The organism is Paenibacillus vortex V453, assembly GCF_000193415.1.
GTDB lineage: Bacteria > Bacillota > Bacilli > Paenibacillales > Paenibacillaceae > Paenibacillus_AQ > Paenibacillus_AQ glucanolyticus.
Genome location: NZ_ADHJ01000037.1, coordinates 631,723 through 654,888, shown reverse-complemented (window position 1 = coordinate 654,888; position 23,166 = coordinate 631,723). Strand labels below are relative to the sequence as shown.

Below are 23,166 nucleotides of genomic sequence, written 5' to 3'. Positions count from 1 at the left end.
CCATGGAGAAATATACGCATCTCGGCGTTTATGGTGTTCTGATCCAGGATGATCATATTCTGCTGATCCAAAAAGCAAGAGGGCCTCACAAAGGGAAGTGGGATTTACCTGGAGGTTCCATTGAATTTGGAGAGGAGCCGGAGTTTACGCTGAAGCGTGAATTTATGGAGGAAACCGGACTGTCTCCGATAAAAGGCAGTATTCGCACAGCCATATCCTATACCATTGTGTATCAGTATGCCGAGAATCAGATGGAAGAGCTGCATCACATCGGCATCATATATGATGTGGAGCTGCCTGATGATCAAGCTGTTATTAAGGCAGAAGGGGATGGACAGGATTCCTTAGGAGCCAGATGGGTTCCGCTTGAGTCGCTGAGTCTGTTACCGTTAACGCCATTTGTTGAGATGATGATGGAGTCGGTATTGATTGAAGAAGCCGAGGGGGAAGCATGACAACCTTATATTTTGTGAGACACGCAGAATCCCCGTATAGCGAAGGGAAGGAGCGGTCCCGCGGATTGTCCGTACAGGGTGCAAGCGATGCCGAGCGAGTTAAGGGTTTGCTGCTGGGAGAGGGTATTGGGGTTATCGTATCCAGCCCTTATCAGAGAGCGAAGGATACGGTACAGCCATTGGCGGATGCCCTGGGTTTACCGATTACGGTGCTGGAGGATCTGAGAGAACGGAAGATCGGGGATTTCCAAGGGAACTCATTTACGGATGCCAAAAGGAAACTGTTTAACGAACCCGATGCCTGCTTCCCGGAGGGAGAATCCAGTAAAGATGCGCAAAGGCGTGCAGTCCAGGCAATGGAGGGAATTCTGGATACGTACAAAGGCAAGAATGTCGTGATGGGTACTCATGGGGACATTATGACATTAATGCTGCACCATTACGATCAGCGGTTCGATTATGAATTCTGGCAGGGAACGAGTATGCCGGACATATACCGAGCCGAATTTGAAGAGGGAAAACTCGTGAACATATCGCGGCTATGGTGTGAAGTCTAACAAGAAGCTCAAGTTGGTCCATAGTATATTGAATGTACAAAGAAACCGTTTCTTTCGTAAATAGTGGGTCGGAATTCCATTTTACCATAAGATGAATTCAGGATATTGGAGGGCAACAGCGATTAGAGGAATGCTTCGTTCCGCAGCGGCAGCGTACTCATAACAGACAAAGGGGCCTCCCTCAGGTCAAGTGACTTTTGGGATACCCCCTCTGCTTTTATAAAAATAACAGCTTAACTAAATTCCTTATGTAGAATAGACGAATAAAAAATAGACGTTATACTTTTTAGAATTTGAAAATATTGATGGTCTTCTGCAGTTGGAAGACGGCATTATTCATCGCTTCGGCTTCCTCAGCCATCTTCTGGATAGACGAAATCCCTTCGTTCATGGAAGCAGATACCTAGCTACTGTTCCTGCAGCGGATTGCTAGCGTAATCGCAGTATATGTTCTGAATGGCCGAAGAGATGTTCTGCGCACTCTCCAGCATGGACTCGCTCTCCTTGGAGAAAGCTGCGATCTGCTCCGAAATATACTGCACGCTGTTTACAATCTGCATGAACACCAGCTCCGCCTCACGGATCATCTCGGTTTGCTGCCGTACGACTTCTTCATTGATCTTAATATTCTGTGCTGCATGTTTGACATCCGATTCAATGCTCCGTACCAGATTAAATACCTCGCGGGTGGAGGAAGTGGATTCCTCGGCCAATTTACGGACCTCTTGGGCAACAACGGCAAAGCCTGCACCATGCTCGCCGGCTCTGGCCGCTTCAATGGAGGCGTTCAAGGACAGCAAGTTGGTCTGATCGGCAAGCTCGGATATGGTTTCGGTGATTTTGGTAATCCCTCTGGCGCTCTTGGCCAGTGCATCGATGGATTCCGAGACTTTTCCGGTGGCGTCGATATTTCGCTGCATCCCCGCGGATTGTTTGGCTACGGAATCTCTTCCTTGCTCAACGAGTCCCAGCGTTTCGATAGAACGGGCGTTCATTTCATGGGTGGAGTGCGTATAATTGCTGACCTTCTCTTCGATTTCGCGGATGGAATGCGTCATCTCCGATACGTCCTCCGAGATTTCGTTCGCACCGACGGCCAGCTCGTTGGAGGAGAGGGATACTTGATTCATCACTTGAATAAGCTCCTGATTTTTATTCGAAATGCTTCGGCTTGATGTCATTACCTTGCGGGTAATGTCCGAGGTTTCCTGTAAAATTTTGCGAAGCTTGTCCACCATGCTGTTGAAGGTTCGGCTTAGATCGTTCATGCCTCCAACCTCTTCTACCTGGAAGGTAAAGTCGCCTTTGGCGATTTTGGCAGAAACGCTGGAAATTTCGGCGAATGAATTCGTAAGCGTTTTCTCAATAACGCGAGAAAGAGGAAGGGTAAGTCCAATTAAAGCCAAGACAAGTACCACGCCAATGATTGCTTTGCCCATTAGAATAAACGCAAGCAGCATTGGAACCGCAAATAAAGCGGCAATAAGATAACAGGCTGCAGTAATTTTTTGTGAGATTGGGAGTCTGTTGAACCATGCCATAAGAATGAGTCCTCCTCGACAACATAGGATATATTTACCATGATTATAGCATCGCCGGGCTGAACTAGATATAACGAATTGACAAAAAGTGTTGAAATGGGTCGAAAGAACTGATGTTTTGGAAGGGGAGGGGAAGCGCAGCTAACTAGCCAACAGACAAATCCCCTCTCGTTGCATAGATACGCAGCAATATTATTTTACGGCACGGAATAAGGCGGAAGCGAGATAATCGGTGTTATCCAGGATCATCCGGTCATGCTTGAATAACGTTTCCCATAACGTTACATCAAACAGAAGTCCTTTATCGCGCTGCTCAAATGTATCCAGATGACGTGTTTGCTCTTCCTTCAATTGTTCGTTGAAGTGGTTATACTCCAGAATTTCCTCCTGCTTAAAACCGCAAGCCAGCAAGGATTGTGCCCATTCTTCCCGCAGCATCAGATTCGGAATCCCGAAGAATTCCAGCAGCTCCTTGAGCTTTGGCTCAGGCATTGGCTTATTCAGCAGCAATTCTCTGTCCAGCAGAACGCCTCCTTGATCCAGAACGCGATAATATTCAGGGAGTGATCTCGACGTATTCGTGAATACGGTGACTGATTCGGCCATAATCAGATCAAACTGGTTGTCTTCAAAAGGCAGCTCGCACACATCAGCCTGCAAAAATTGCACGTCCATTTTCATGGCTTCGGCTCTGGTGCGTGCTTTTTTAATCATATTCTCATTGAGATCTATGGCCGTGACTTGATAGCCCATCTCCGAAAGATGGCATGCTGTCCTGCCTGTTCCGCAGCCAACCTCCAGAATACGACTGTTTGGCTCAATCGGATAATTCTTCAGCATTCTTAAGGTAGCCTCGAATCCGCCCGGATGCGCACTGCCCATACCTAATCTGGATAGCATTTGAATGTAGTTCATTTCATCTTCCCTTCTTCCTTGTAGTCAACATGAGGGTAATCGTTTATTTACCATATGATTAAGGTACGTTTGGGGTTTTTGCTGAATTAAATATTTTGAGCCCTTTTTTTCGGGAGCTATGAGAACTACTGGGGGAAATAGCCATGAAGAAGGAACCGATGGAGGCAGCAGAGCGTGTTATCCACCGTCATTATCCCGACTGTTTGCTAGCTGTGCTTGGCGGCAGCGCAAGCAGAGGAGAACATAACGAGCAATCTGATTTGGACATCGTCATCCTTGAGCGGGACGGAGATGAGATGCGGAGAAAGACCCTGGAAGCGGATGGATGGATTGTGGAATTGTTTATATTGTCTTTGTCATCCTATCGTGAATACTTCGACGAGGGCGTGATGGCAGCCAATCCGACATTGCAGCGGATCACAGCGGAGGGTAAGGTGCTGCGCTCGTTGCCGGAAGGAGAAGCAGTCCGCGCAGAGGCCCAGCATGATTTGAATTACGGACCGATGCCATGGATGCAAACCGATATTGATGAATACCGTTACATGATTACGGAATATGTGCAGGATTTGAAGAATCCTAAGCGGGATGGCGAGAAATGGTTTACGGTGCAAAAGATCATGACGGTACTTTGCGAATTTGTACTTAGAGTGAATGGGGAATGGACAGGGGAAGGCAAGATGCTGTTTCGGCTGTTCCACCGATTCAGCACGGCATTGGGAGATCAATTGGAGGTTTCGCTTTCAGCGATGTATCGACAGGACGATCCCTCCCTCCTTCTGGCATTCACAGAGCAAGTGCTGAACCCGTTCGGGGGCATGCTTCTTGTGGGTTATGAGGAATAGATTTTGACGGGTGAGCAATAAGAGAGGTACATTAGCCGTGACGTTCGCCTTCCACGACCAATACAATAATCATGTGATTCGGTCACGTCATTCTTTAAATCCAGGAGGGATCTTCATGAGCGGAGTATATGGTGGTGGATGGGGTAATTCAGTAGGTATTATTTTGGTTCTCTTCATCCTGCTCGTAATTATCTCGAGTGCTTGGGTTTAATTCGTCAAGCTCTTGGAGCAAATCGCAAAAGCCCGGCATGCGCCGGGCTTTTGCCTGTTATATAGAAGTGATCACGGTCTTGGCTTGGCTGATGGACTGTGTGCAGACACGACTGCGGTCATGACAAGGTGACTGCTGTCCGATTGGATCGCATGCAAAAACGCATCTTCGAGGGATTCAAACACCTTGGAGATGGAGCCGTCCAACCGGCTGGCATAGTGAACGCTTCCGGCGAACGTTCCTTTTTCCTTAGCCCGATGCACCTCTTTATAGATAACATCCATGTAATGGTCTGTACCCAGTGGATAAAGGGCAAATTGGCTGGCTGTATCTATATCGGCATTCTTCCCAATCTCGCGATTCAAACGCTCCGAATCCTCTGACATATATACATCGGCTTCCGTATCACCAGGGCAGCCAATAGAATAAGTTCCGTTAAAGATGGTGTGCACACCGCTTGCTGCCGCATAAGCAAAAATCGCCCTCGTTACATCAAATACATGCTCCGCCCGTCCACGAATACAGGTGCTCACATCATCCGTCTGAATCCATACCTTCCCCGTGTTGACGGATTTCAGCGCGTCCATAATGACTTCCACAAATCGGTCAGTCATCGGAAACACCGAGAATCGGCATCCGACGATGCGACTGGTTCCACATGTTAGCTCACTCATTGTTGTTATCCTCCCCTATGATATAAATCCACGCAAAAAAACCGCACCCCGTGAAGAAAGTGCAGTTATGCCTACGTGAAAAAGTATAAACATAAATGCTACACTTCCCCACGCTAGTATGACCTAGATCGGGTGATAAGGGTTAACGGCAGCACGCCGTCTCTCAGCACATGGCACCCCTAGTACAGCCAACATGATATGCAGTTGGTTCCGGAACTATTGCCAGTTCAGGAAGACAAAGGTTTCTTGCTTGTGTTATTGTATCGTTTTGCCGGAAGATTTTCAATCATTCGATTTTTTTTTCGACATTGATCCAAATTGATGCAACCGATGAAAGACCAGACGCATCATAGTTATAGAGGGGGGGAGATGGCCTGGATGTCATACAGCGTTTAAAACAAAAAGAAGAGGCGGCTCTCCGGGAATTGATGGAACAGTATGGAGATTATCTGCTTCGCACGGCGGTATTGCTGCTGCGTGACCGTCAAGCGGCTGAAGAGGCCGTTCAAGATACCTTTATCCAGGCGTTCGAGAATATCGCTCAGCTTCGTGACGGCGACAAACTTCGTAGCTGGTTGACCCGAATTGCAGTGAATCGATGCCGGATGCGGCAGCGAAAATGGGATTGGCGTCATATTTTTCCCATGCCGAGGATGGACCAGCATGTAAACGAAAGTGTACCTGCCGTGGATGAAATGCTGGGCGTCCATTGGCGTGAGGCTGAAATGATCAAATCAGTGCAGCAGCTGCCCTATACATACCGAGAAGTGATGACGCTCTATTATTATAATGAGTTGGGTGTTCAAGAAATTGCAGCGCAATTGCAGCTGAATATAAACACGGTTAAGGCACGTTTAATGAGAGGGCGGCATAAACTCCGGCAGATTGTTGTCGAGAAGGGGGAGAGCGATGCGTAGCGAAGAACAGGAAATGGCCGAACAACTAAAGCAGGAGCTGGAGGAAATTCGATTCCTAGGCGCAGAGAAGGTGATTTCTCGCACATTTCCAAAATCCAGCCGCGAACGTTTGTCTTCCTTGTGGAATAAGGAAGTAGAAATTTCTGCTGCCGCAATTGGTTATTTTGGCGCAGCAGCGGCCGTTCTGCTGCTCGGAGGTTTGTTATGGAGGGAAGCAATTGTGAAACCTGCTGTTTCCGTGCCCTTGCAGGTGAGCAATGAACTGCTTGAAGCCGGGGGGAATTATTACTGGAAGGATCAGTACGAGAGGATGGTGGCCAGACTTGAAAATTCGGGTCAAGATTAAACACCTGGTGTTTGGGGTTTCGGGTTTAATCCTCTTTGTTATGATGGTATCTATGCTCACCCCTCGAATAGGGCTGCTGATTGCGGAGAAGCAGATTGAACAAGGCCAAGCTGAGGGGATAGCCAAAGTCATTGACCTTATTCATGAAGAAAGCAGCAGCAACCGGAAATGGGAGATGATCGAGAAGTATGTGATTGTGCCTAGAGCAACAGAGCTAGCTCATCGGTTTGATGTGTTTATTAGTCCGGGGTTCACCAGCACAGGAGGAAGCGCCGATCAGCAGATTCGTTTTACTGAGGATGAACGTTTGCCGCTGCTGAATCAATATGTGCTGGGAGCGCCAGCCGGAGAATATATGAAATATGCCGCAATAGACCTTGCGGAGCATTATTCGATGAATGGTGATGTGGAGGGAGCAGCGGATATATTGGAAACCGCTATCCAAAAGTTCGGGGATCTGAGCAGCGGATATTCTCCGGAGCCTGTTCTTTATTCCTATCAGCATGAATTGGTGCTGGAGCTTGCGAGCCTCTATGACAGGCTGGACCAGCCTGATCAGGCGGCGCTGCAATATGAGCGATTAGCGAAAGTCCTTTCTGGAGATTGGAAGGACATCCATAGTAAGGCCCTTTTATATCACTCGGAAATGCTCCTGCGTCGGGGGAGCCCCCAAGCCGCTATGGACGTGTTGAATCGGATATCAGAAGGGTCCGGCGGGAACTTTGCAAATTCGGATATCTCAAAACGGGCGAATCAGCTGAAAGGACGGCTGAAGAGGATTTTAGACGGAGAGACCTTGTCAACGGTAAGCGGAACCTTGCGAAATCGTGAGGGGGATCCGATTCCATTCGCAGGTGTATTTTTACGTAAAAACAACGATCTGAATCACAGTCTGCTGTTAAGCGAACCGTACCAAATGCTGACAGACGCGAACGGTCGCTATCATTTCGAGGGTGTAGAGCCCGGCAGGTATCAACTCGGCATTGGTTTGAATTATGAACAAATCAATGGCAGAACGTGGCCTGTAGAATCGGGGGATTGGGTGGAGGTCGCCCCGGAATCGACACGACGGATTGATGTCACGCTGCAGCCATTGATTCAATTGACAACTCCAGTAAACCATGATGAGATACGCGGCGACATGATCTATTTTGAATGGGAGGCTATACCCGAAGCCGCCTACTATAAACTGAGTGTTGGTATCGAATTTGGCAGCGGATCGATGATGACGGCGATGGATAACTATATTGAAGGGAATTCGCTGCGGGTTGCTGTTCAGGATCTGTATGATCTCAGAATCGGACTTTCCTACGAGGATCCGTATGATTGGACGACCGTTGCACCTGAGAGTGTGCTTGGTTACTCCAACCCAGAGGCTCCCTATTTCTGGTCGGTGGATGCTTACAAGGAAGACGGCACGAAGTTAACAAGCAGCAGCGGCTACCGGCTCAATGAGAGCACCATGGGTTATTTACCGTATTTCTTGTTAAAAGGTCGTGAATTGACGCCGGAGGACCAGCTGGTACTCGAACGTAAATATGATGAAGCGCTCGCGGCCTATAACGATAATGTGAGCTCGCATCCAGAAGATATTCACAGCTTAAGGATGAAACTCCGATTGCAACAGATCAAGGATCAGTTGTCCAAGGATGTAGATAACAGAAGTTCAGAGGAAACCTTATCCACCCTGCAGGAGATGATCGAACGGCATCCGGCACCAAGCTACCTGATGGATTTGACGAATTACTTCTATAATAATGAAGATTGGGACAGTTACAATCCGGCATTCGATCGGTACTCCTCTGTACGGAGCGAAAGCGAGGATCATTCCTATACCGATTCTCTCCACGCAACAGCGCTTATGAAGCAGGGCAGGCTGGAGGAGGCGGAGAGATGGTTTGCGCGGGTGATCCGACAGGATAAATCCCACCGTTTTATCGGCAATTACCTCGCCGTTCATATGCTGCACAGCGGTTCGCTGGAAAGCACGCTGCAATTGGCCCGGAAATATCCGGAGCGCATGATGTCAAGCGATACGGATTGGGCTGTTCTGGTGGAGCGAATGCTCGATCGAATCTGAGGGAAACTCAGGCTATACCGAGATACTGAAAGAGAAATTGCAATGGGGCATGAGCGGAGAGCGGGATGCCATTCAGTTGTGGACGCCGGGAGAGGACTTCCAAGAGATCAAGCCATTCCTTCAGGCCTTATTACATGTTGATTAAGTAGAGTCGCAGTTTCACTGCTGGATAAAGTGTCTGTATGAAAAAAGGCCGCCTATCCAAGTTATCAAAAACTTGGGTGGACGGCCTTTTCCGCTAAGGACTTAGCTGTATACTTTCACGCGATCTTCAATCGGCGCAAATTCTTTTTCGCCTGGTTCAGCAACCGGTTTACCGAAAGGCATTTGAGCGATCAGTTTCCAGCTCTCTGGAATGTTCCATTCGGATTTCACCTTTTCGTCGATCAATGGGTTATAGTGCTGCAGTGATGCACCCAGGCCCTCTGCCTCCAGGGAAGTCCATACCACGAATTGCAGCATGCCGTTGGATTGGTTGGACCATACCGGGAAGTTGTCTGCATACAGCGCAAAGTTTTGCTGCAGGCCTGTAACGACGTCATTGTCCTCGAAGAACAGTACTGTACCGTATCCAGCGCGGAATGCGCCCATTTTTTCAGCCGTGGATTTGAATGCTTCTTCGTTACCGACAACTTCTTTCAAGATGCCCTCGGTCAGGTTCCACAGCTTGTCATGCTGTTCGCCGAGCAGTACAACGACACGTGCGCTTTGGGAGTTGAAGGAAGACGGAGTGTACTTAACAGCTTCGTTCACAATTTCCTGGATACGCTCGTCCGAAATGACAGGGTCCTTGCTGATAGCATAGTGGGAGCGACGATTTTTGAGTGCAGTTGAAAAATCTTTAGACATAAGAAAAAACCTCCTGATGTAATGGTGTTGCATAAGCCTGATAAGAAGATGTCCTTTAATTCAGGTAAATATGCATTTTAGTGAAGCATTTTGCTCATAATCATTATTCCATATCAACTAACAATTTGTTAGAAATAGATATTTATGTTAGCATGTTAATATAATGAGTTGCAAATGTCAACAATTCAGAACGAAACTCAGAACTAAAAGTTTATCTTTAATACCCGCTTACTGAGAATTAAAACACTTATTTAAGGTCAGTCCTCTGATAGCTTTACACGATATGTCGAAACTTCATATCATGAACAAATCGTGAACAAATGATACGCAGATGAGAAAAATTAAATGATTTTGATTCTCAATTAGGGTTGTCGAGTGATAATGAGAGTGATATAATGCATATCAGAACGCAATTGATAATCAATCTCAGTGAGAAGCTGATGAGATTGCGGACTGTCGGATATTCAGAGACATACGCATAGAAGGAAGAGCCATGAAGATTAGATACTTATTTGCAGCCGTTGTGGTACTCTCCATAATCTCATTATTTATTGGAGTTAAGGACATTTCACCACTGGAACTGTTCTCCATGTCAGAACAACAACAACATATTATGCTTGTCAGCCGGATCCCGAGGCTTGTCAGTCTTATACTGGCAGGGGTCAGCATGAGTATCTGCGGATTGATCATGCAGCAGTTAAGTCGCAACAAATTCGTGTCACCGACAACAGCGGGTACGATGGATTCCGCGAGACTTGGAATTTTGGTTGCCATGCTGGTCTTCACAACAAGCGGTCCACTAATCAAGATGCTTGTGGCATTTGTATTCGCACTAGCGGGAACCTTCATCTTTATGAAGATCCTGGACCGGATCAAGTTCAAGGACGCCATCTTTATTCCCCTCGTTGGACTGATGTTCGGTAATATTGTTAGTTCGATAGCAACCTTCTTTGCTTACAAATATGATCTTATTCAGAATATGTCCGCATGGCTCCAGGGTGATTTCTCCATGATCATCAAGGGACAATATGAAATGCTATATATTAGTATCCCGCTTGTCATTCTGGCCTACCTGTTCGCTAACAAGTTTACGGTAGCCGGGATGGGAGAGGAGTTTGCAACGAACCTTGGTCTCAAGTACCGGAGAGTTGTGAACCTGGGATTGGTCATTGTAGCGCTGGTCACCGCATCCGTCGTTCTAACCGTCGGCGTGATTCCTTTTCTCGGTCTGATCATACCTAATATCGTTAGCCTGTATCTGGGAGACCACTTGAAAAAAAGCCTTTCGCATACCGCGCTGCTGGGGGCCGGATTCGTATTGTTCTGTGACATCCTTGGCAGGATCATCATTTATCCCTATGAGATTCCAATCAGCCTGACCGTGGGCGTCCTTGGAAGCGGTATATTCATTTTCTTACTGATGAGGAGAAAGGCTTATGACTTATAAAGCCAAAATCGGCCTGTTGGCCGCGGCGGCAATCATCCTGGTGGCAGTCTTTCTGTTCATTGATCTTGGCAGCAATTGGGACTACGCGCTTCCGAGAAGGATCAAAAAGGTGCTTGCTATTATTCTGACCGGCGGAGCCATTGCTCTGTCTACCACGGTGTTTCAAACGGTCACGAATAACCGGATACTAACGCCGAGTGTTATGGGATTGGATTCCTTATATATTCTTATCCAGACAACGGTAATCTTCGTCTTTGGATCGTTTACGCTGTACAAACTGGGCAGCAATGTGAACTTCCTGATTAATGTCGGAGCCATGATATTGTTTGCTGGAGTTTTATACAAAATACTGTTCAAAAGGGAAGGGAATAATATTTACTTCCTGCTGCTCATCGGTATGATATTCGGTACGCTGTTCTCCAGCATGTCCTCCTTCATGGAGGTGCTGATTGATCCGAATGAGTTCCAGTATGTGGCGGACAAAATGTTTGCCAGCTTCAACAACGTAAAGACGGAGCTGCTCATTCTTGCCATGATTGTGGTTGCTTTGTCACTTCTCTATTTTGCTCGATTCGCCAAGTATCTAAACGTGCTTTCACTTGGACGTGAGCAGGCGATCAACCTCGGTGTGAATTATGATTACGTGGTGAAGCGGCTCCTGATTATTGTCGCTGTTCTGATCTCTGTAGCAACTGCGCTGGTCGGGCCGATTACATTCCTGGGACTTCTTGTTGTCAATGTTGCCTATGAGGTTATGAAGACATATCGGCATTCATACTTAATCACAGCTTCTATACTTATTAGCATCATCGCGTTAGTGGGCGGTCAACTGGTTGTCGAACGGGTGTTTACGTTCTCCACAACGCTCAGTGTTATCATCAACTTCATCGGCGGTGTCTACTTCATATACCTGCTACTAAAGGAGAGTAAAGCATGATCCAGGTTACGAAGGTATCGAAAGTCTATAGCGGCAAAAAAGTCGTTGATAACGTGTCGGTTACGATCCCGAAGGGGCAAATCACTTCCTTTATCGGCCCTAACGGTGCCGGTAAAAGTACTTTGCTGTCCATGATAAGCAGATTAACGGGCAAGGACAGCGGTCAAATTACGGTGGATGGCAAAGAGGTCAGCCAGTGGAAAAGCAGCGACCTTGCGAAGAAGGTTTCGATTCTGAAGCAATCTAACCATATCAGTCTTCGTTTGACCGTGCGGGAACTCGTATCTTTTGGCCGATTCCCTTACTCTCAAGGCAGGTTGAATGCGGAAGATGAGAAGTTCGTGGATGAAGCGATCTCGTATATGGAGCTCGGAGATATGCAGCATAAATTTCTTCATCAGCTCAGCGGCGGTCAAACCCAGCGTGCTTACATCGCTATGGTTATCGCCCAGAATACAGAGTATATTTTGCTGGATGAGCCACTGAACAACCTGGATATGAAACACTCCGTGCAGATCATGAAGATTCTTCGAAAGCTTGTCGCCGACATGAATAAAACGATTGTTATCGTGATTCACGACATCAACTTCGCTTCCTTCTACTCGGATTACATCGTTGCCTTGAAGGATGGCGCTATTGAGAGCGAAGGGAAGACCGAGAGCATCATTCAGAGCAATGTTCTGCGCGGAATCTACGACATGGACATTGAGATTGAAGAGATTAACGACAATAGAGTATGTGTGTACTACGCCTAATCTATAACAACGTTTGTAAGGGATAAGGAACGGTTCAACTGCCATCGGCAGGTTCCTTATCTCTGCTAAAATAGCTGGGGCTGCCTTGCGAAGGGACGGCATGATTCAATCTGTCCTTATTTAATTACTAATTCAACCATACATTCAAATATATGTTGAAGATCAATATGAAGCAGGAAAATACAAATATAAAAGATGGGGTGTACGTAATGAAAAAATGGTTAACTTTATTCATGGTAGTAATGTTTACGATTGTACTCGCAGCTTGTGGTCAAGACGATAAAACAACAGGTGCCGGTGGCGGAGACGCTGCAGGGGATACGCCTCCAGCCGAAGCAGAAACAATTAAGATCACCCACCAGCTTGGGGAAACCGATGTACCGAAGAACCCTTCACGTCTGGTTGTATTCGATTTTGGTATTCTGGATTCCGTAGATAAATTGGGCGTTGAAGTATTAGGCGTTCCGCAAGCGAATATTCCTGCTTACTTGTCCAAATTTGAAGATAAGAAGTACGAGAATGTAGGGAGCCTGAAAGAGCCGGACTTTGAGAAAATCAACAGCATTGATCCCGATCTGATCATCATTTCCGGCAGACAGCAAGATGCCTATGAGGAACTGAGCAAAATTGCTCCAACGATCTTCTTGGGAGTGGATACAAGCAAATACATGGAATCCTTCAAATCCAACATGAACACGCTTGGTCAAATCTTTGGTAAAGAAGCAGAAGTTGAGAAAGAAATGGCTGCCATCGATGAGAACATCAAAGCGCTGAATGAAAAAGCAACGGCAACAGGCAAAAAGGCATTGATCATTCTTGCTAACGAAGGCAAAATCAGTGCATACGGTCCAGGTTCCCGTTTTGGTATTCTGCATGATGTGTTTGGTTTCGGAGCAATAGATCCTAACATCGAAGTCAGCACACATGGTAAAGATATTTCGAACGAGTACATTGTAAAGATGAACCCTGACTATCTGTTTGTAGTTGACCGCGGTGCTGCTGTTGCCACTGGCGAAGGGGAATCAGGCGCTAAAGCGGTAGTTGAGAATGAGCTTGTAAAAACAACCAATGCCGCTAAAGACGGAAACATCGTTTACTTGAACCCGGATTTCTGGTATCTTTCCGGCGGCGGGTTGACTTCCGTATCTGAAATGATTACTGAAGTTGACGCAGCTATTAAATAATCCAAAACCCTTTTCGAAGGGAACGGTAATGAACATAGAAGACACCGGAGCAGCTTTTACCAGGCGCTCCGGTGTTTTATTTTTTTGCATTAGGGTAAGTGGTTAACGGATAATAAGATAAGGCAGATGTTGACGTAATAAGATGATGATCATCAGGCTCGCTCAACCTGGAATAGTCGATTAGGAGGAGGTCTTTATATGTATCGGAATCAAATCTATATAGATGGACAATGGGTTCAGACCGAGGAGCAAATGGACGTATATAATCCGGCGAACGGGAAGGTTATAGGCACCGTGCCTAAAGGCGGCAAGAGAGAAGCCCAGCAAGCGGTGGATGCTGCAGCGCCAGCTTTTTCGGATTGGTCCGGCAGAACCGCGAATGATCGCGGGGAACTGCTTCGCCGGTGGCATCAGTTAATTGCAGATCATACGGATGAATTGGCCCGAATCATGACCACGGAGCAGGGGAAACCGCTGAAGGAAGCAGCAGGCGAGATTCGATATGCCAACAGCTTTGTTGATTGGTATGCGGAAGAAGGTAAACGAATATATGGCGAGACCATACCCGGTTCTTCCAGTCGTCAACGTATCATCGTGACCAAGCAACCAGTGGGTGTTGTAGCTGCCATTACGCCTTGGAACTTCCCGGCTTCGATGATTACACGCAAGGTAGCCCCTGCGCTGGCAGCTGGCTGCACCGTAGTTATCAAGCCGTCCGGTGAGACGCCATTCACGGCGATCAAGCTGGTGGAGCTAGCAGATGAGGCGGGCATTCCTGCCGGGGTAATCAACATCGTAACTGGACCTTCAGGTGATATCGCTGACGTGTGGCAGAAGGACAGTCGGGTGAGAAAACTGTCATTCACGGGTTCAACCGAAGTGGGGAAACAACTGATGGCTGGCGCTGCGGCCAATGTGAAGAAAATATCGCTGGAGCTTGGTGGTCATGCTCCATTTATCGTGACAGATCAGGCAGACCTGGATCAAGCGGCAGCGGGATTAATCTCTTCCAAGTTCCGCAATGGGGGACAGACCTGTGTATGTGCCAACCGGATTTATGTTCAAGAATCAGTTGCGGAGAAGTTCGCAGCGAAGTTTACGGAGCTTGTCAAACAATTGAGGGTGGGGAATGGACTGGAGAACGGAATCGATATCGGACCCTTGATTAACGAGGAGGCTGTGGATAAAGTCGTTCGACAGATCAAGGATGCGGAAGAGAAGGGCGGCGTTATATTGGCTGGCGGTCAAGCTCTCCCTGATCTGGGAGGCAACTATGTCGAGCCAACCGTGATCATGAATGCCACGGATGACATGGAGTGCATGAATGAGGAGACCTTCGGTCCCCTTGCACCCATTACCACCTTCAAAACCATAGACGAAGCGGTCAAGCGAGCCAATAACAGTCCTTACGGATTGGCTGCCTATGTGTTTACGCAGAATTTGGGCGAAGCGGTCAAAATCGCGGAATCTCTCGATTATGGCATCGTAGGAGTGAATGACCCTGTACCTTCCACCGCTCAAGCTCCGTTTGGCGGATTTAAAGAGAGCGGACTGGGCCGGGAAGGCGGCCATTACGGAATGGAGGAATTCCTGGAGGTAAAGTACATTTCACTTGGTTTGTAAGAGCGGAATGAGTATTGCGATATTCAATGAACATGGACAAGCTGAGCTGTCCAAACGAATTTAAGCCGTACTGCATCAGGGCAACAAAAATTCAGGGGCGTTCTCCAGGTTCAGACCTGGAGAACGCCCCCTTTTGAGCTATTGCTGAATCAATACCGGCTTACCGGTTTCCGCGGATTCATTCGCGGCCAGCGTCACCTCGAGTGTCTTGAACCCGTCTTCGTAGGAGGCAAGCACAAGGCTTGGATCCTGGTTTCGAATGGCGTCGATCAAGGCCGTAGTAAGATCCTTGTAGAAGTCGGTTTTGCTGCGGTATACCACTTCTTTCTCCTCATCTGCGATGGAAAGCGTGGTTCCATCCAGAACGACCCGGAAATCGCGTCCCATGATCTCAATTCCGCTCCGATGATCGAATTGGATAAATCCCGTCTGCATATGGCCGACTGCTCCAGAGTCCAGCACGAATTGAATCGCGCCTACATCGGGAATGTCCAGATCCGGAATATCCTGCATAAGCAAGAGACTCATATCGGCATACAAACGGGTGATGTCGCCGCACAGGTAGCGTACAAGGTCCATGGTATGAGTAGACTGCTCAACCAGCTGTCCGCCGGACAATTCTTTTTTGCGCCACCAAGGAGTAGGTACAGGTGTCGTTATGTAGTGGGCACGGACCATGCCGATTTTTTTGTCTTTAAGAAAATCCTTGGCGATTGCAACGGTGTCCAGGTACCGCAGACAGTATCCGGAAGCTGCTATGATTCCGCTTTCATTGATGACTTTGACTTTGTGACGGACGGACTCCACGTCCAGACCCAGCGGCTTCTCGACCATCAAGTGAATGCCTTTGGTTGCTGCCTGTTCTTCAATATCTCCATGGCAGAATGGCGGGATGCATACGTACAGAACATCCAGCGGTTCCTGTTCCAGCATCGTGCTGCCGTCCGTATAATAAGCGGAGCCATACAATTCGGCCTGCTGTTTGGCTAATGCTTCATTCGTATCGCATATTGCAGCCAGTTGAACATGTTCATTCTGGTGAAGGTTTTTAATATGGACAGCGCCCATACCTCCGGCTCCAATTACACCTGCTTTAATCATAGGTTGCTCACTCCTGATCGTATAATGATGATGGATAAATATTCCCCAATTCTAGGACTCACACGTGATTATAGCCCCGCTATCCATATTATTCAAGCTTTCCTTTGTATGCCGGTACAGAGGATTCACCTGGAAAAAAGTACAGCAAACCTTCCTGAATACATACTAGGTGCTTGCTGCTAATAACCCTCATACCCGGCATAGGTGCGTCGGCAGCGCCATAGGGACGATGTTTCCCATAGCGCCAACACCAACTCTGACATCGGTATCATCCGGCAGACTCCTTTATCGTGTATATTGCTGCGGGATGTGTTATCCTTTAATCCCGTTCATGGCAATGCCCTCAATGAAGTAGCGCTGAAGGAATATAAACAGGATGATGATCGGAAGGGTTGCCATAAGCGCACCGGCCATCAGGAGAGGATAGTCGGTGGAATGCTGTCCCTGAAAGCTGGAGATTCCAATGGATAGCACCCGCATGTCCTCTGAGCTTGTCATAATGAGCGGCCACAGTAAATCGTTCCACGAGGCGAGTATGGTGAAGATGGCCAGGGAGACAAGCACAGCTTTGGATAACGGTAAGTAAATATTCCAGTAGATCCGGAAATAACTGCAGCCATCGATTTTGGCTGCCTCCTCCAGATCCTTCGGCAATGTCATGAAGAATTGTCTTAACAAGAACGTACCGAAGGCACTGAAAATACCCGGTACAATGAGCACATAGAACGTATCCAGCCAATTGAACTCACGCATAATGACAAAGCTCGGGATCATCACAACCTGTGACGGTACCATCAATACCGCAAGGAGCGCGAGGAAGATAGCATTCTTGAAAGGAAATCTCAGACTTGCAAAAGAATAGGCTGCAAGTGAGCACAGGACAAGCTGGCCCACTGTGCGTCCGAGTGTGACGATAACGGTATTCAAGTAATACGTGCCAAAATCAATGGTTTGAATGACACGGAGGTAGTTGTCCAAGTGCCATTCGACAGGGAGCCATTTGGGCGGAATCGACATGGAATCGGCAAAGGACTTGAAGGATGTGGATATCATCCACAGAAACGGCATAATCATGAGCAGCGCCCCGGCAGCTAACAGAACGTGGACTGCCAGACGGCTTGCTTTTCCCGATCGGGTTGAAGTATTCACGTCTTCATTCCTCCTGTTATTGGTAGTGAACCCAGCGCTTTTGAATATACATTTGAACCATGGTGATGACTAGAATCACAACGAATAGAATGAAGGCCTGCGCTGAAGCGTAACCCATATTGAAATATTTGAACCCGTCTTCCCAAATGCTGTAAACGACGGTCCGGGTGGATTCCAGCATCGTAGTCTGCTGATCCATCATAATGAAAATCAGGTCAAACACCTGGAATGAATTGATAAAGGACATGACCAATACAAAGAACAGGCTGGGCGTCAGCAGCGGCAGCGTGATCCGAAAGAACTTGTACATCGTTCCGGCACCGTCCAGCGAAGCGGCTTCATAATAGCTGCTGGAGATGCCCTGGAGACCGGAGAGCAGAATGACGGCGTTATACCCGATACTGCTCCAGACGCTGACAAGCACGATGGAAAACAAAGCGAATTTTTCATCAAACAGCCAATTCGGCTGAGGCAGATTCAGCACTCCCAGCACATGGTTGATCAACCCGAATTCGGAGTTGTACAGCCATTTCCAGACCATGCCGACCGCAATCGGCATCGTGATTACCGGGATGAAATACAGTGTGCGGTAGAAGACCATGCCTCTGATCTTCTGATTCAGCAGTACGGCCAGAACCGTTGCGATTGCAACGGACAACGGAACGGTGCCGACGGTATACAGCATCGTGTTCAGCAGAGAGCCGGTGAATTTGTCGTCCTTCATCAGATTCGTGAAATTATCTATTCCGACGAACTGGGGAGAGGTTAACCCGTCCCACGATGTAAACGACAGGAACAGGGATGCGGCGGAAGGGGCCATGTAGAACAAACCAAGCCCCAGCACGACCGGCAGGATGAAGATATATCCCCACAGGGCTTCGTGCCGGGCAAGTTTCCCGACCTTTCGCTTGGGTATCTCAGGAGGTTTCGTGATCACAGTTATGGGAGAGCTCACAGGCTGCACCGTCCTTTCTTGGAATTCCTACTTGGGAGCGGATGGTTGTCATTTGGTTTCAGTTGCAAGGATTGCATCCATTTGTTCACCGGCGTTTTTTAGCGCTTCTTCAAAGGTTTTTTTGCCAAGAAAGGCTGCCTGGATTTCCTTCACTTCCGCATCCTGCCATTCCGCTGTTTTCTGGGATACCGGATAAGGCACGGCAAATTCCAGACTGTCCACAAATACCTGCAGATCGAGAGAAGGAATGGATTTCAGCCAGCCACCTTCCGTGCCTTTGTAGGCAGGCATCGAGAAGCCGGAATCGGCCAGCAGTTCCTGTCCTTCCTTGCCCGATAGTATCTGCAGCAATTCCCAGGATTCCTGCTCTACTTTTGTCTTGCCGTTGATTGCCCAGCTCAGTCCGTGAACGATGGAAGCTTTCTGTTTACCGGCAGGAAGAACAGCAACGCCGAGTTTATCGCCGAGAAGCTTGTGCAGCTCAGGCGAGTTGACCGAAATCCCCGGAAACATGGCGGCCTTGCCGGAGCCGAACAATTGGCGGGACTTCGTTTCAAGCTGCTGCTGCGCATTCGGCGAGTAGCCTTTGTCAATCAAGCCTTGTTCCCACTTAAAGGCCGACAGAGCTTCAGGCGTATTAAAGCCGGATGACTTCTTATCGTCCGAGATTACAAATCCTCCTGCTTGGGCAATAAAGTTGTAGTAACCGATTTGATTGTCGATCGGCGCTATGTAACCGTAAATACCGTTTGTTTTATCGGTCAGCTTGGCCGCATTCTCCTCTACGGTTTCCCAGGTCCAGGTATCGTCGGGATAGGATAAGCCCGCGCTGTCAAACAACTCTTTGTTGTAATAGAGTCCGATGGAATCCTGGAAGTAAGGAAGACCGTGAAGCTTGCCTTGATAGGTATACATATCGACGAGTGCTTCGGTATAAACCGAGGTGTCCAGTCCGCTTTGCTCAATGAGGGGAGAGAGGTCTTTGATCAGACCGGAGGAGGCGTAGGAGTGAAAGTTGGGTCCGTTCATCCAGTAAACATCAGGACCACTATTGCCGGCGAGGCTTGTTCTCAGCTTGGTCCAATAATCCGCCCATGGCGTATACGTTACTTTCACTTGAACATTCGGGTGCTTCTCATTGAAAATTTTGATGGACTTGTCCAGCGTGTCCCGTACGTTTTCGTCCCAGAGGGCGACGTTGATTACCTTTTTCCCATTGTCTCCACCGGAGGCATTGCCACCACAAGCGGACAGTAAGGCAGTAAACACGAATAGCATCGCAATCAGGACAGACATTCCTTTTTTCATTACATAACCCTCCTTAAAATGTTGGCATGGTTTTGATCAAGCATGATGGGGTCATAAAGCTTGTTCGACGTGAAAACCAGTCTCCTTGGATGGGAGCGCCCCCTTTGTATAGCTGGAGTAAAAAGCATTAGTTATTCCAATCGTCGAAAAAAGTTAACATCATCATGCTATCTTTTGTGACAGAATAACTAGCTTCTATTGCGAAAGATTATATAATCCCCTCGATTATTTTTCAAGATAGCGATTTCAATTACTTTTAAATTATTTTTTTCACATAATGTGAGGTTGGGATGAATTCTTACATATAACATTATTTTGATTGATGGAATAAGTTAATTTCGCTTATTGAAAATGTTATAGTGTAGCTAACCTCATTTTTCCGATACAGAAAGTCGCACTAATTGATGAACCTATAGAAAGGTTGAGCTTGCTTGAACAATATGAAAAAAGGGGATCACAAGCTGATCCAGGCGTTAAACCGATCCAAGGTGCTGAACAAGATTCGTACGGATGGTCCCATATCGAGAATTGAGCTGGCCAAAAAAAAATAAAGCTGAGCCCCTCCACAGTCGCTTCCGCCGTTCAGGAGCTGATTAAGGAGGGCTACGTCTCTGAAATCGGCACGGGTTCTTCCAGCGGAGGGAGAAAACCCATTCTGCTCCAATTCAATCCGGATAATCATTATTTATTTGCTGTAGCCATAACGAATTCATTCCTAAATCTGGCCCAGATGAACCTGGAGGCAAGGGTGCTGAGAAAGGAAACCTATCCGATCGAAGGACTTCAGGGTAATGCGGTTATCGAGCGGCTGCTCGAGCTCATGGATGATTTCACTGCAGGAGCGGAGGACTTGGAACGTTGTGTCGGCATTTCCCTCACCGTTCCAGGTATTGTGAGTGATAGTCAGGGAGTGCTGCACTATAACACCAAGCTGCGGATGACCGATGTTCCGCTAAGGCAGATCCTCGAAGACCGCTATGGAATGCGGACCTGGGTTGAAAACGATATGAATTCCGTTGTGCTCGCAGAGCGGCGATTTGGTGATTATGCATTCGGGAATTTGATCTATATTTCCATCGGTGACGGACTCGGCTCCGGTATATTAATAAACGATAGCCTCCTGAGAGGCAAGCATGGGGGTGCCGGCGAGTTTGGACACACCAGCGTGAATCGCAGCGGAATTCGGTGTGAATGCGGCAATGTAGGCTGCTTGGACAGTTATATCAGCTGGATCGCCGTGTATTCACGAATCATTACAGCAATAGCCACAGGACGACCGACTCTAATTCAGGAGCTGAGCGGAGGGGATTACAGCAAAATCGTTCCGTCCGTGTACAAGGAAGCCCTGTGCAGAGGGGACAAGCTGGCCATGGATCTGAATGAAGAAGTAGCGGAACACCTCGGCGCAGCCATTGTTAATCTGGTCAATATGTTTAATCCCGAAGCACTCGTTCTGGGCGGGGAGATGGCGCATGGGAATCCGGAGCTTTTGGCAATGGTTCGAAAATATATGGACCGGCATGCGATGCCGATCCTGAAGGATGATATGGTGTTTGGATTGGCATCCCTTGGCGAAGATGATAAGTTAATCGGTGCGGCTTCTGTCCTTCTGCAGGACTTATTTGGTTTCACCCTGACGGAATAATGAATTTGACAACGTTTCCACCTGCACGTTATCTTTGGTTAAATGCACTTAACGGAAGGGGAGAAGATGATTGGAGCAGTACATTCTGTCGCTTGACCAGGGAACAACAAGCTCTCGGGCAATCTTGTTTAACAGGGAAGGAGAAATTGTACACTCAGCGCAAAAGGAGTTCCCTCAGTATTTTCCTCAACCGGGGTGGGTGGAGCAGAATGCCAATGAAATATGGGGCTCCATTCTTGCGGTTATTGCGACCTGTTTATCCGAATCGGGTGTGAAGGTGGATCAGATAGCGGGCATCGGGATCACGAATCAGCGGGAGACCGCAGTACTGTGGGACCGCAACACGGGTGAACCGATATATCATGCGATTGTATGGCAGTCCAGGCAGACAGCCGGCCTATGCGAGGAGCTGATCGCTGCAGGGCATGACGGAAAGGTAAGAGAGAAGACCGGGCTTTTGATCGATCCGTATTTCTCTGGTACCAAAATCAAATGGATTCTCGACCATGTGGAGGGTGCGCGGGAACGCGCCCGGGGTGGAGAGATTATATTCGGCACCATTGATACCTGGCTGATCTGGAAGCTGTCCGGAGGCCAAGCGCATGTGACCGACTATTCCAATGCTTCACGCACGATGCTCTATAACATCCATGACCTGAAATGGGATGATGAGCTGCTGCAGCTGCTGGATATTCCGAAGGTCATGCTGCCTGAGGTAAGGCCTTCTTCCGAGATATACGCCAATACGGTGACCTATCACTTCTTCGGGCGTGAAGTGCCGATTGCCGGGGCTGCGGGAGATCAACAGGCAGCGCTGTTTGGTCAGACCTGCTTCTCCGAGGGCATGGTGAAGACAACGTACGGAACAGGCAGCTTCATGCTGATGAACACTGGCGACAAGCCGGTCAAATCCGAACATGGGCTGATTACGACGATTGCCTGGGGACTCGATGGCAAGGTGCAGTATGCGCTGGAGGGCAGCGTATTTGTGGCCGGATCAGCTATACAGTGGCTGCGCGACGGTCTGCGGATGTTCCGTGAGGCGAAGGACAGCGAGCCTTATGCGCGCAGGGTTGATTCAACGGAAGGCGTGTACGTTGTGCCCGCTTTTGTCGGACTTGGCAGTCCGTACTGGAACAGCGACGTACGGGGCGCTGTTTTTGGTCTGACCAGAGGTACGTCGAAGGAGCATTTCATCCGTGCAACCCTGGAGTCGCTTGCCTACCAGACCCGGGATGTACTGTCCGTCATGGAGGAGGATTCAGGGTATAACATCACATCCCTGCGAGTGGATGGAGGCGCGGTGGCCAACACCTTTCTTATGGAATTCCAGAGCGATATTCTGAACGTTCCCGTGGAACGCCCGGACATCACGGAGACGACGGCTCTTGGAGCCGCATTCTTGGCGGGTCTTGCAGTTGGCTTTTGGAAGGACCAGGATGAGATATGCAGCAAATGGAGCATGGGGCGGAGCTTTACGCCAACCATGCAGGAAGAAGTAAGGGAACAATTATATGCGGGGTGGAAAAAAGCCGTTTATGCGGCAATGGCTTTTCATTAGCATTTTATATGTTATAATAATTCACAAGTGAATATTTGTCTGGAGACTTGGAGAGACCACTAGGCGCGGAAGACCTCATGGAACGAGGTTTGTTACTGCGTGTTTCGTGGTCTC

General features: G+C 48.1%; 21 protein-coding genes, 1 pseudogene and 1 riboswitch. Of the genes and pseudogenes, 14 read left to right on the top strand and 8 right to left on the bottom strand.

Translation table 11 applies throughout. The features are described from left to right. Nucleotides 1-2 precede the first annotated feature (2 nt). The gene (locus PVOR_RS20885) at nt 3-455 is read left to right on the top strand and encodes an NUDIX hydrolase (protein ID WP_006211460.1); all 453 of its coding nucleotides are present in this window, start codon (nt 3-5) and stop codon (nt 453-455) included. Then, on the top strand, nt 452-1,012 hold the full coding sequence (locus PVOR_RS20880) for a histidine phosphatase family protein (RefSeq protein WP_006211459.1): 561 nt from the start codon (nt 452-454) through the stop codon (nt 1,010-1,012). The genes PVOR_RS20885 and PVOR_RS20880 overlap by 4 nt, the downstream gene beginning before the upstream one ends. 286 nt (nt 1,013-1,298) lie before the next feature. Here the strand turns inward: PVOR_RS20880 and PVOR_RS20875 are convergent. Both PVOR_RS20875 and PVOR_RS20870 read right to left on the bottom strand, forming a co-directional pair. Continuing rightward, nucleotides 1,299-2,553 (bottom strand): annotated as a pseudogene (locus PVOR_RS20875) (methyl-accepting chemotaxis protein). A 192-nt stretch (nt 2,554-2,745) separates the two neighbouring features. Continuing rightward, a complete protein-coding gene (locus PVOR_RS20870) occupies nt 2,746-3,468 on the bottom strand; it encodes a class I SAM-dependent methyltransferase (protein ID WP_006211456.1) in 723 nt (240 codons plus the stop codon). A gap of 143 nt (nt 3,469-3,611) precedes the next feature. On the opposite strand from PVOR_RS20870, the gene PVOR_RS20865 reads away from it, so the two are divergent. Both PVOR_RS20865 and PVOR_RS29810 read left to right on the top strand, forming a co-directional pair. Next, nucleotides 3,612-4,310 carry a nucleotidyltransferase domain-containing protein gene (locus tag PVOR_RS20865; RefSeq protein WP_006211455.1) on the top strand — a complete coding sequence of 233 codons (699 nt, stop codon included), beginning with the start codon at nt 3,612-3,614 and terminating at the stop codon, nt 4,308-4,310. Between the two features lie 115 nt (nt 4,311-4,425). After that, a complete protein-coding gene (locus tag PVOR_RS29810) occupies nt 4,426-4,521 on the top strand; it encodes a YjcZ family sporulation protein (protein ID WP_006211454.1) in 96 nt (31 codons plus the stop codon). 71 nt (nt 4,522-4,592) lie between these two features. Here PVOR_RS29810 and PVOR_RS20860 read toward each other — a convergent pair whose 3' ends face one another. Then, entirely contained in the window at nt 4,593-5,195 is a 603-nt protein-coding gene (locus PVOR_RS20860) for a YkoF family thiamine/hydroxymethylpyrimidine-binding protein (RefSeq protein ID WP_006211452.1), read from the bottom strand. Between the two features lie 88 nt (nt 5,196-5,283). Next, nucleotides 5,284-5,386, bottom strand: a riboswitch (TPP riboswitch). A 183-nt stretch (nt 5,387-5,569) separates the two neighbouring features. Between PVOR_RS20860 and PVOR_RS20855 the strand changes: the two genes are divergently transcribed. From PVOR_RS20855 to PVOR_RS20845, 3 genes are read left to right on the top strand one after another with little or no spacing between them, the layout of a single operon-like run. Continuing rightward, nucleotides 5,570-6,112, top strand: coding sequence for an RNA polymerase sigma factor (locus PVOR_RS20855; RefSeq protein ID WP_040680759.1), 543 nt, complete (start codon nt 5,570-5,572; stop codon nt 6,110-6,112). Next, nucleotides 6,105-6,458: a hypothetical protein gene (locus PVOR_RS20850; protein WP_006211450.1), complete on the top strand. Its 354-nt coding sequence runs from the start codon at nt 6,105-6,107 to the stop codon at nt 6,456-6,458. Before PVOR_RS20855 ends, PVOR_RS20850 begins: the two co-directional genes overlap by 8 nt. Next, nucleotides 6,436-8,538 carry a carboxypeptidase-like regulatory domain-containing protein gene (locus PVOR_RS20845; protein WP_006211449.1) on the top strand — a complete coding sequence of 701 codons (2,103 nt, stop codon included), beginning with the start codon at nt 6,436-6,438 and terminating at the stop codon, nt 8,536-8,538. The genes PVOR_RS20850 and PVOR_RS20845 overlap by 23 nt, the downstream gene beginning before the upstream one ends. Nucleotides 8,539-8,784: 246 nt before the next feature. On the opposite strand, the gene PVOR_RS20840 is transcribed toward PVOR_RS20845, so the two are convergent. Then, nucleotides 8,785-9,387, bottom strand: a complete 603-nt coding sequence (locus PVOR_RS20840; protein ID WP_006211447.1) for a nitroreductase family protein — start codon at nt 9,385-9,387, stop codon at nt 8,785-8,787. A gap of 493 nt (nt 9,388-9,880) precedes the next feature. Between PVOR_RS20840 and PVOR_RS20835 the strand changes: the two genes are divergently transcribed. The 5 genes from PVOR_RS20835 to PVOR_RS20815 all read left to right on the top strand — a co-directional run bounded on the left by PVOR_RS20835 (nt 9,881) and on the right by PVOR_RS20815 (nt 15,333). Then, nucleotides 9,881-10,834 (top strand): ABC transporter permease, encoded by a 954-nt coding sequence (locus PVOR_RS20835; RefSeq protein WP_006211446.1) that lies wholly within the window; start codon nt 9,881-9,883, stop codon nt 10,832-10,834. After that, nucleotides 10,824-11,771, top strand: coding sequence for an iron chelate uptake ABC transporter family permease subunit (locus PVOR_RS20830; protein WP_006211445.1), 948 nt, complete (start codon nt 10,824-10,826; stop codon nt 11,769-11,771). The genes PVOR_RS20835 and PVOR_RS20830 overlap by 11 nt, the downstream gene beginning before the upstream one ends. Next, nucleotides 11,768-12,526, top strand: a complete 759-nt coding sequence (locus PVOR_RS20825; protein ID WP_006211444.1) for an iron ABC transporter ATP-binding protein — start codon at nt 11,768-11,770, stop codon at nt 12,524-12,526. The genes PVOR_RS20830 and PVOR_RS20825 overlap by 4 nt, the downstream gene beginning before the upstream one ends. A gap of 209 nt (nt 12,527-12,735) precedes the next feature. Continuing rightward, nucleotides 12,736-13,710, top strand: a complete 975-nt coding sequence (locus tag PVOR_RS20820; RefSeq protein ID WP_006211443.1) for a siderophore ABC transporter substrate-binding protein — start codon at nt 12,736-12,738, stop codon at nt 13,708-13,710. A gap of 198 nt (nt 13,711-13,908) precedes the next feature. Next, the gene (locus PVOR_RS20815; protein ID WP_006211442.1) at nt 13,909-15,333 is read left to right on the top strand and encodes an NAD-dependent succinate-semialdehyde dehydrogenase; all 1,425 of its coding nucleotides are present in this window, start codon (nt 13,909-13,911) and stop codon (nt 15,331-15,333) included. A 138-nt stretch (nt 15,334-15,471) separates the two neighbouring features. Here the strand turns inward: PVOR_RS20815 and PVOR_RS20810 are convergent, their stop codons facing one another. The 4 genes from PVOR_RS20810 to PVOR_RS20795 all read right to left on the bottom strand — a co-directional run bounded on the left by PVOR_RS20810 (nt 15,472) and on the right by PVOR_RS20795 (nt 19,846). Then, nucleotides 15,472-16,434: a Gfo/Idh/MocA family protein gene (locus PVOR_RS20810; RefSeq protein ID WP_006211441.1), complete on the bottom strand. Its 963-nt coding sequence runs from the start codon at nt 16,432-16,434 to the stop codon at nt 15,472-15,474. 312 nt (nt 16,435-16,746) lie between these two features. Then, the gene (locus tag PVOR_RS20805) at nt 16,747-17,583 is read right to left on the bottom strand and encodes a carbohydrate ABC transporter permease (protein ID WP_006211440.1); all 837 of its coding nucleotides are present in this window, start codon (nt 17,581-17,583) and stop codon (nt 16,747-16,749) included. A 16-nt stretch (nt 17,584-17,599) separates the two neighbouring features. Next, nucleotides 17,600-18,538, bottom strand: coding sequence for a carbohydrate ABC transporter permease (locus PVOR_RS20800; RefSeq protein ID WP_006211439.1), 939 nt, complete (start codon nt 18,536-18,538; stop codon nt 17,600-17,602). Between the two features lie 48 nt (nt 18,539-18,586). Beyond that, a complete protein-coding gene (locus tag PVOR_RS20795) occupies nt 18,587-19,846 on the bottom strand; it encodes an ABC transporter substrate-binding protein (protein ID WP_006211438.1) in 1,260 nt (419 codons plus the stop codon). 748 nt (nt 19,847-20,594) lie between these two features. Here PVOR_RS20795 and PVOR_RS20790 point away from each other — a divergent pair. Beyond that, nucleotides 20,595-21,491 (top strand): ROK family protein, encoded by an 897-nt coding sequence (locus PVOR_RS20790; RefSeq protein WP_006211436.1) that lies wholly within the window; start codon nt 20,595-20,597, stop codon nt 21,489-21,491. 70 nt (nt 21,492-21,561) lie between these two features. Next, nucleotides 21,562-23,052, top strand: a complete 1,491-nt coding sequence (gene glpK / locus PVOR_RS20785) for a glycerol kinase GlpK (RefSeq protein WP_006211435.1) — start codon at nt 21,562-21,564, stop codon at nt 23,050-23,052. Nucleotides 23,053-23,166: the final 114 nt, after the last annotated feature.

Bases quoted from the DNA above. Each gene is read 5' to 3' on its own strand.
- PVOR_RS20885 (WP_006211460.1), top strand. From the start codon at position 3: ATGGAGAAATATACGCATCTCGGCGTTTATGGTGTTCTGATCCAGGAT.
- PVOR_RS20880 (WP_006211459.1), top strand. From the start codon at position 452: ATGACAACCTTATATTTTGTGAGACACGCAGAATCCCCGTATAGCGAA.
- PVOR_RS20870 (WP_006211456.1), bottom strand. From the start codon at position 3,468: ATGAACTACATTCAAATGCTATCCAGATTAGGTATGGGCAGTGCGCAT.
- PVOR_RS20865 (WP_006211455.1), top strand. From the start codon at position 3,612: ATGAAGAAGGAACCGATGGAGGCAGCAGAGCGTGTTATCCACCGTCAT.
- PVOR_RS29810 (WP_006211454.1), top strand. From the start codon at position 4,426: ATGAGCGGAGTATATGGTGGTGGATGGGGTAATTCAGTAGGTATTATT.
- PVOR_RS20860 (WP_006211452.1), bottom strand. From the start codon at position 5,195: ATGAGTGAGCTAACATGTGGAACCAGTCGCATCGTCGGATGCCGATTC.
- PVOR_RS20850 (WP_006211450.1), top strand. From the start codon at position 6,105: ATGCGTAGCGAAGAACAGGAAATGGCCGAACAACTAAAGCAGGAGCTG.
- PVOR_RS20840 (WP_006211447.1), bottom strand. From the start codon at position 9,387: ATGTCTAAAGATTTTTCAACTGCACTCAAAAATCGTCGCTCCCACTAT.
- PVOR_RS20835 (WP_006211446.1), top strand. From the start codon at position 9,881: ATGAAGATTAGATACTTATTTGCAGCCGTTGTGGTACTCTCCATAATC.
- PVOR_RS20830 (WP_006211445.1), top strand. From the start codon at position 10,824: ATGACTTATAAAGCCAAAATCGGCCTGTTGGCCGCGGCGGCAATCATC.
- PVOR_RS20825 (WP_006211444.1), top strand. From the start codon at position 11,768: ATGATCCAGGTTACGAAGGTATCGAAAGTCTATAGCGGCAAAAAAGTC.
- PVOR_RS20820 (WP_006211443.1), top strand. From the start codon at position 12,736: ATGAAAAAATGGTTAACTTTATTCATGGTAGTAATGTTTACGATTGTA.
- PVOR_RS20815 (WP_006211442.1), top strand. From the start codon at position 13,909: ATGTATCGGAATCAAATCTATATAGATGGACAATGGGTTCAGACCGAG.
- PVOR_RS20810 (WP_006211441.1), bottom strand. From the start codon at position 16,434: ATGATTAAAGCAGGTGTAATTGGAGCCGGAGGTATGGGCGCTGTCCAT.
- PVOR_RS20795 (WP_006211438.1), bottom strand. From the start codon at position 19,846: ATGAAAAAAGGAATGTCTGTCCTGATTGCGATGCTATTCGTGTTTACT.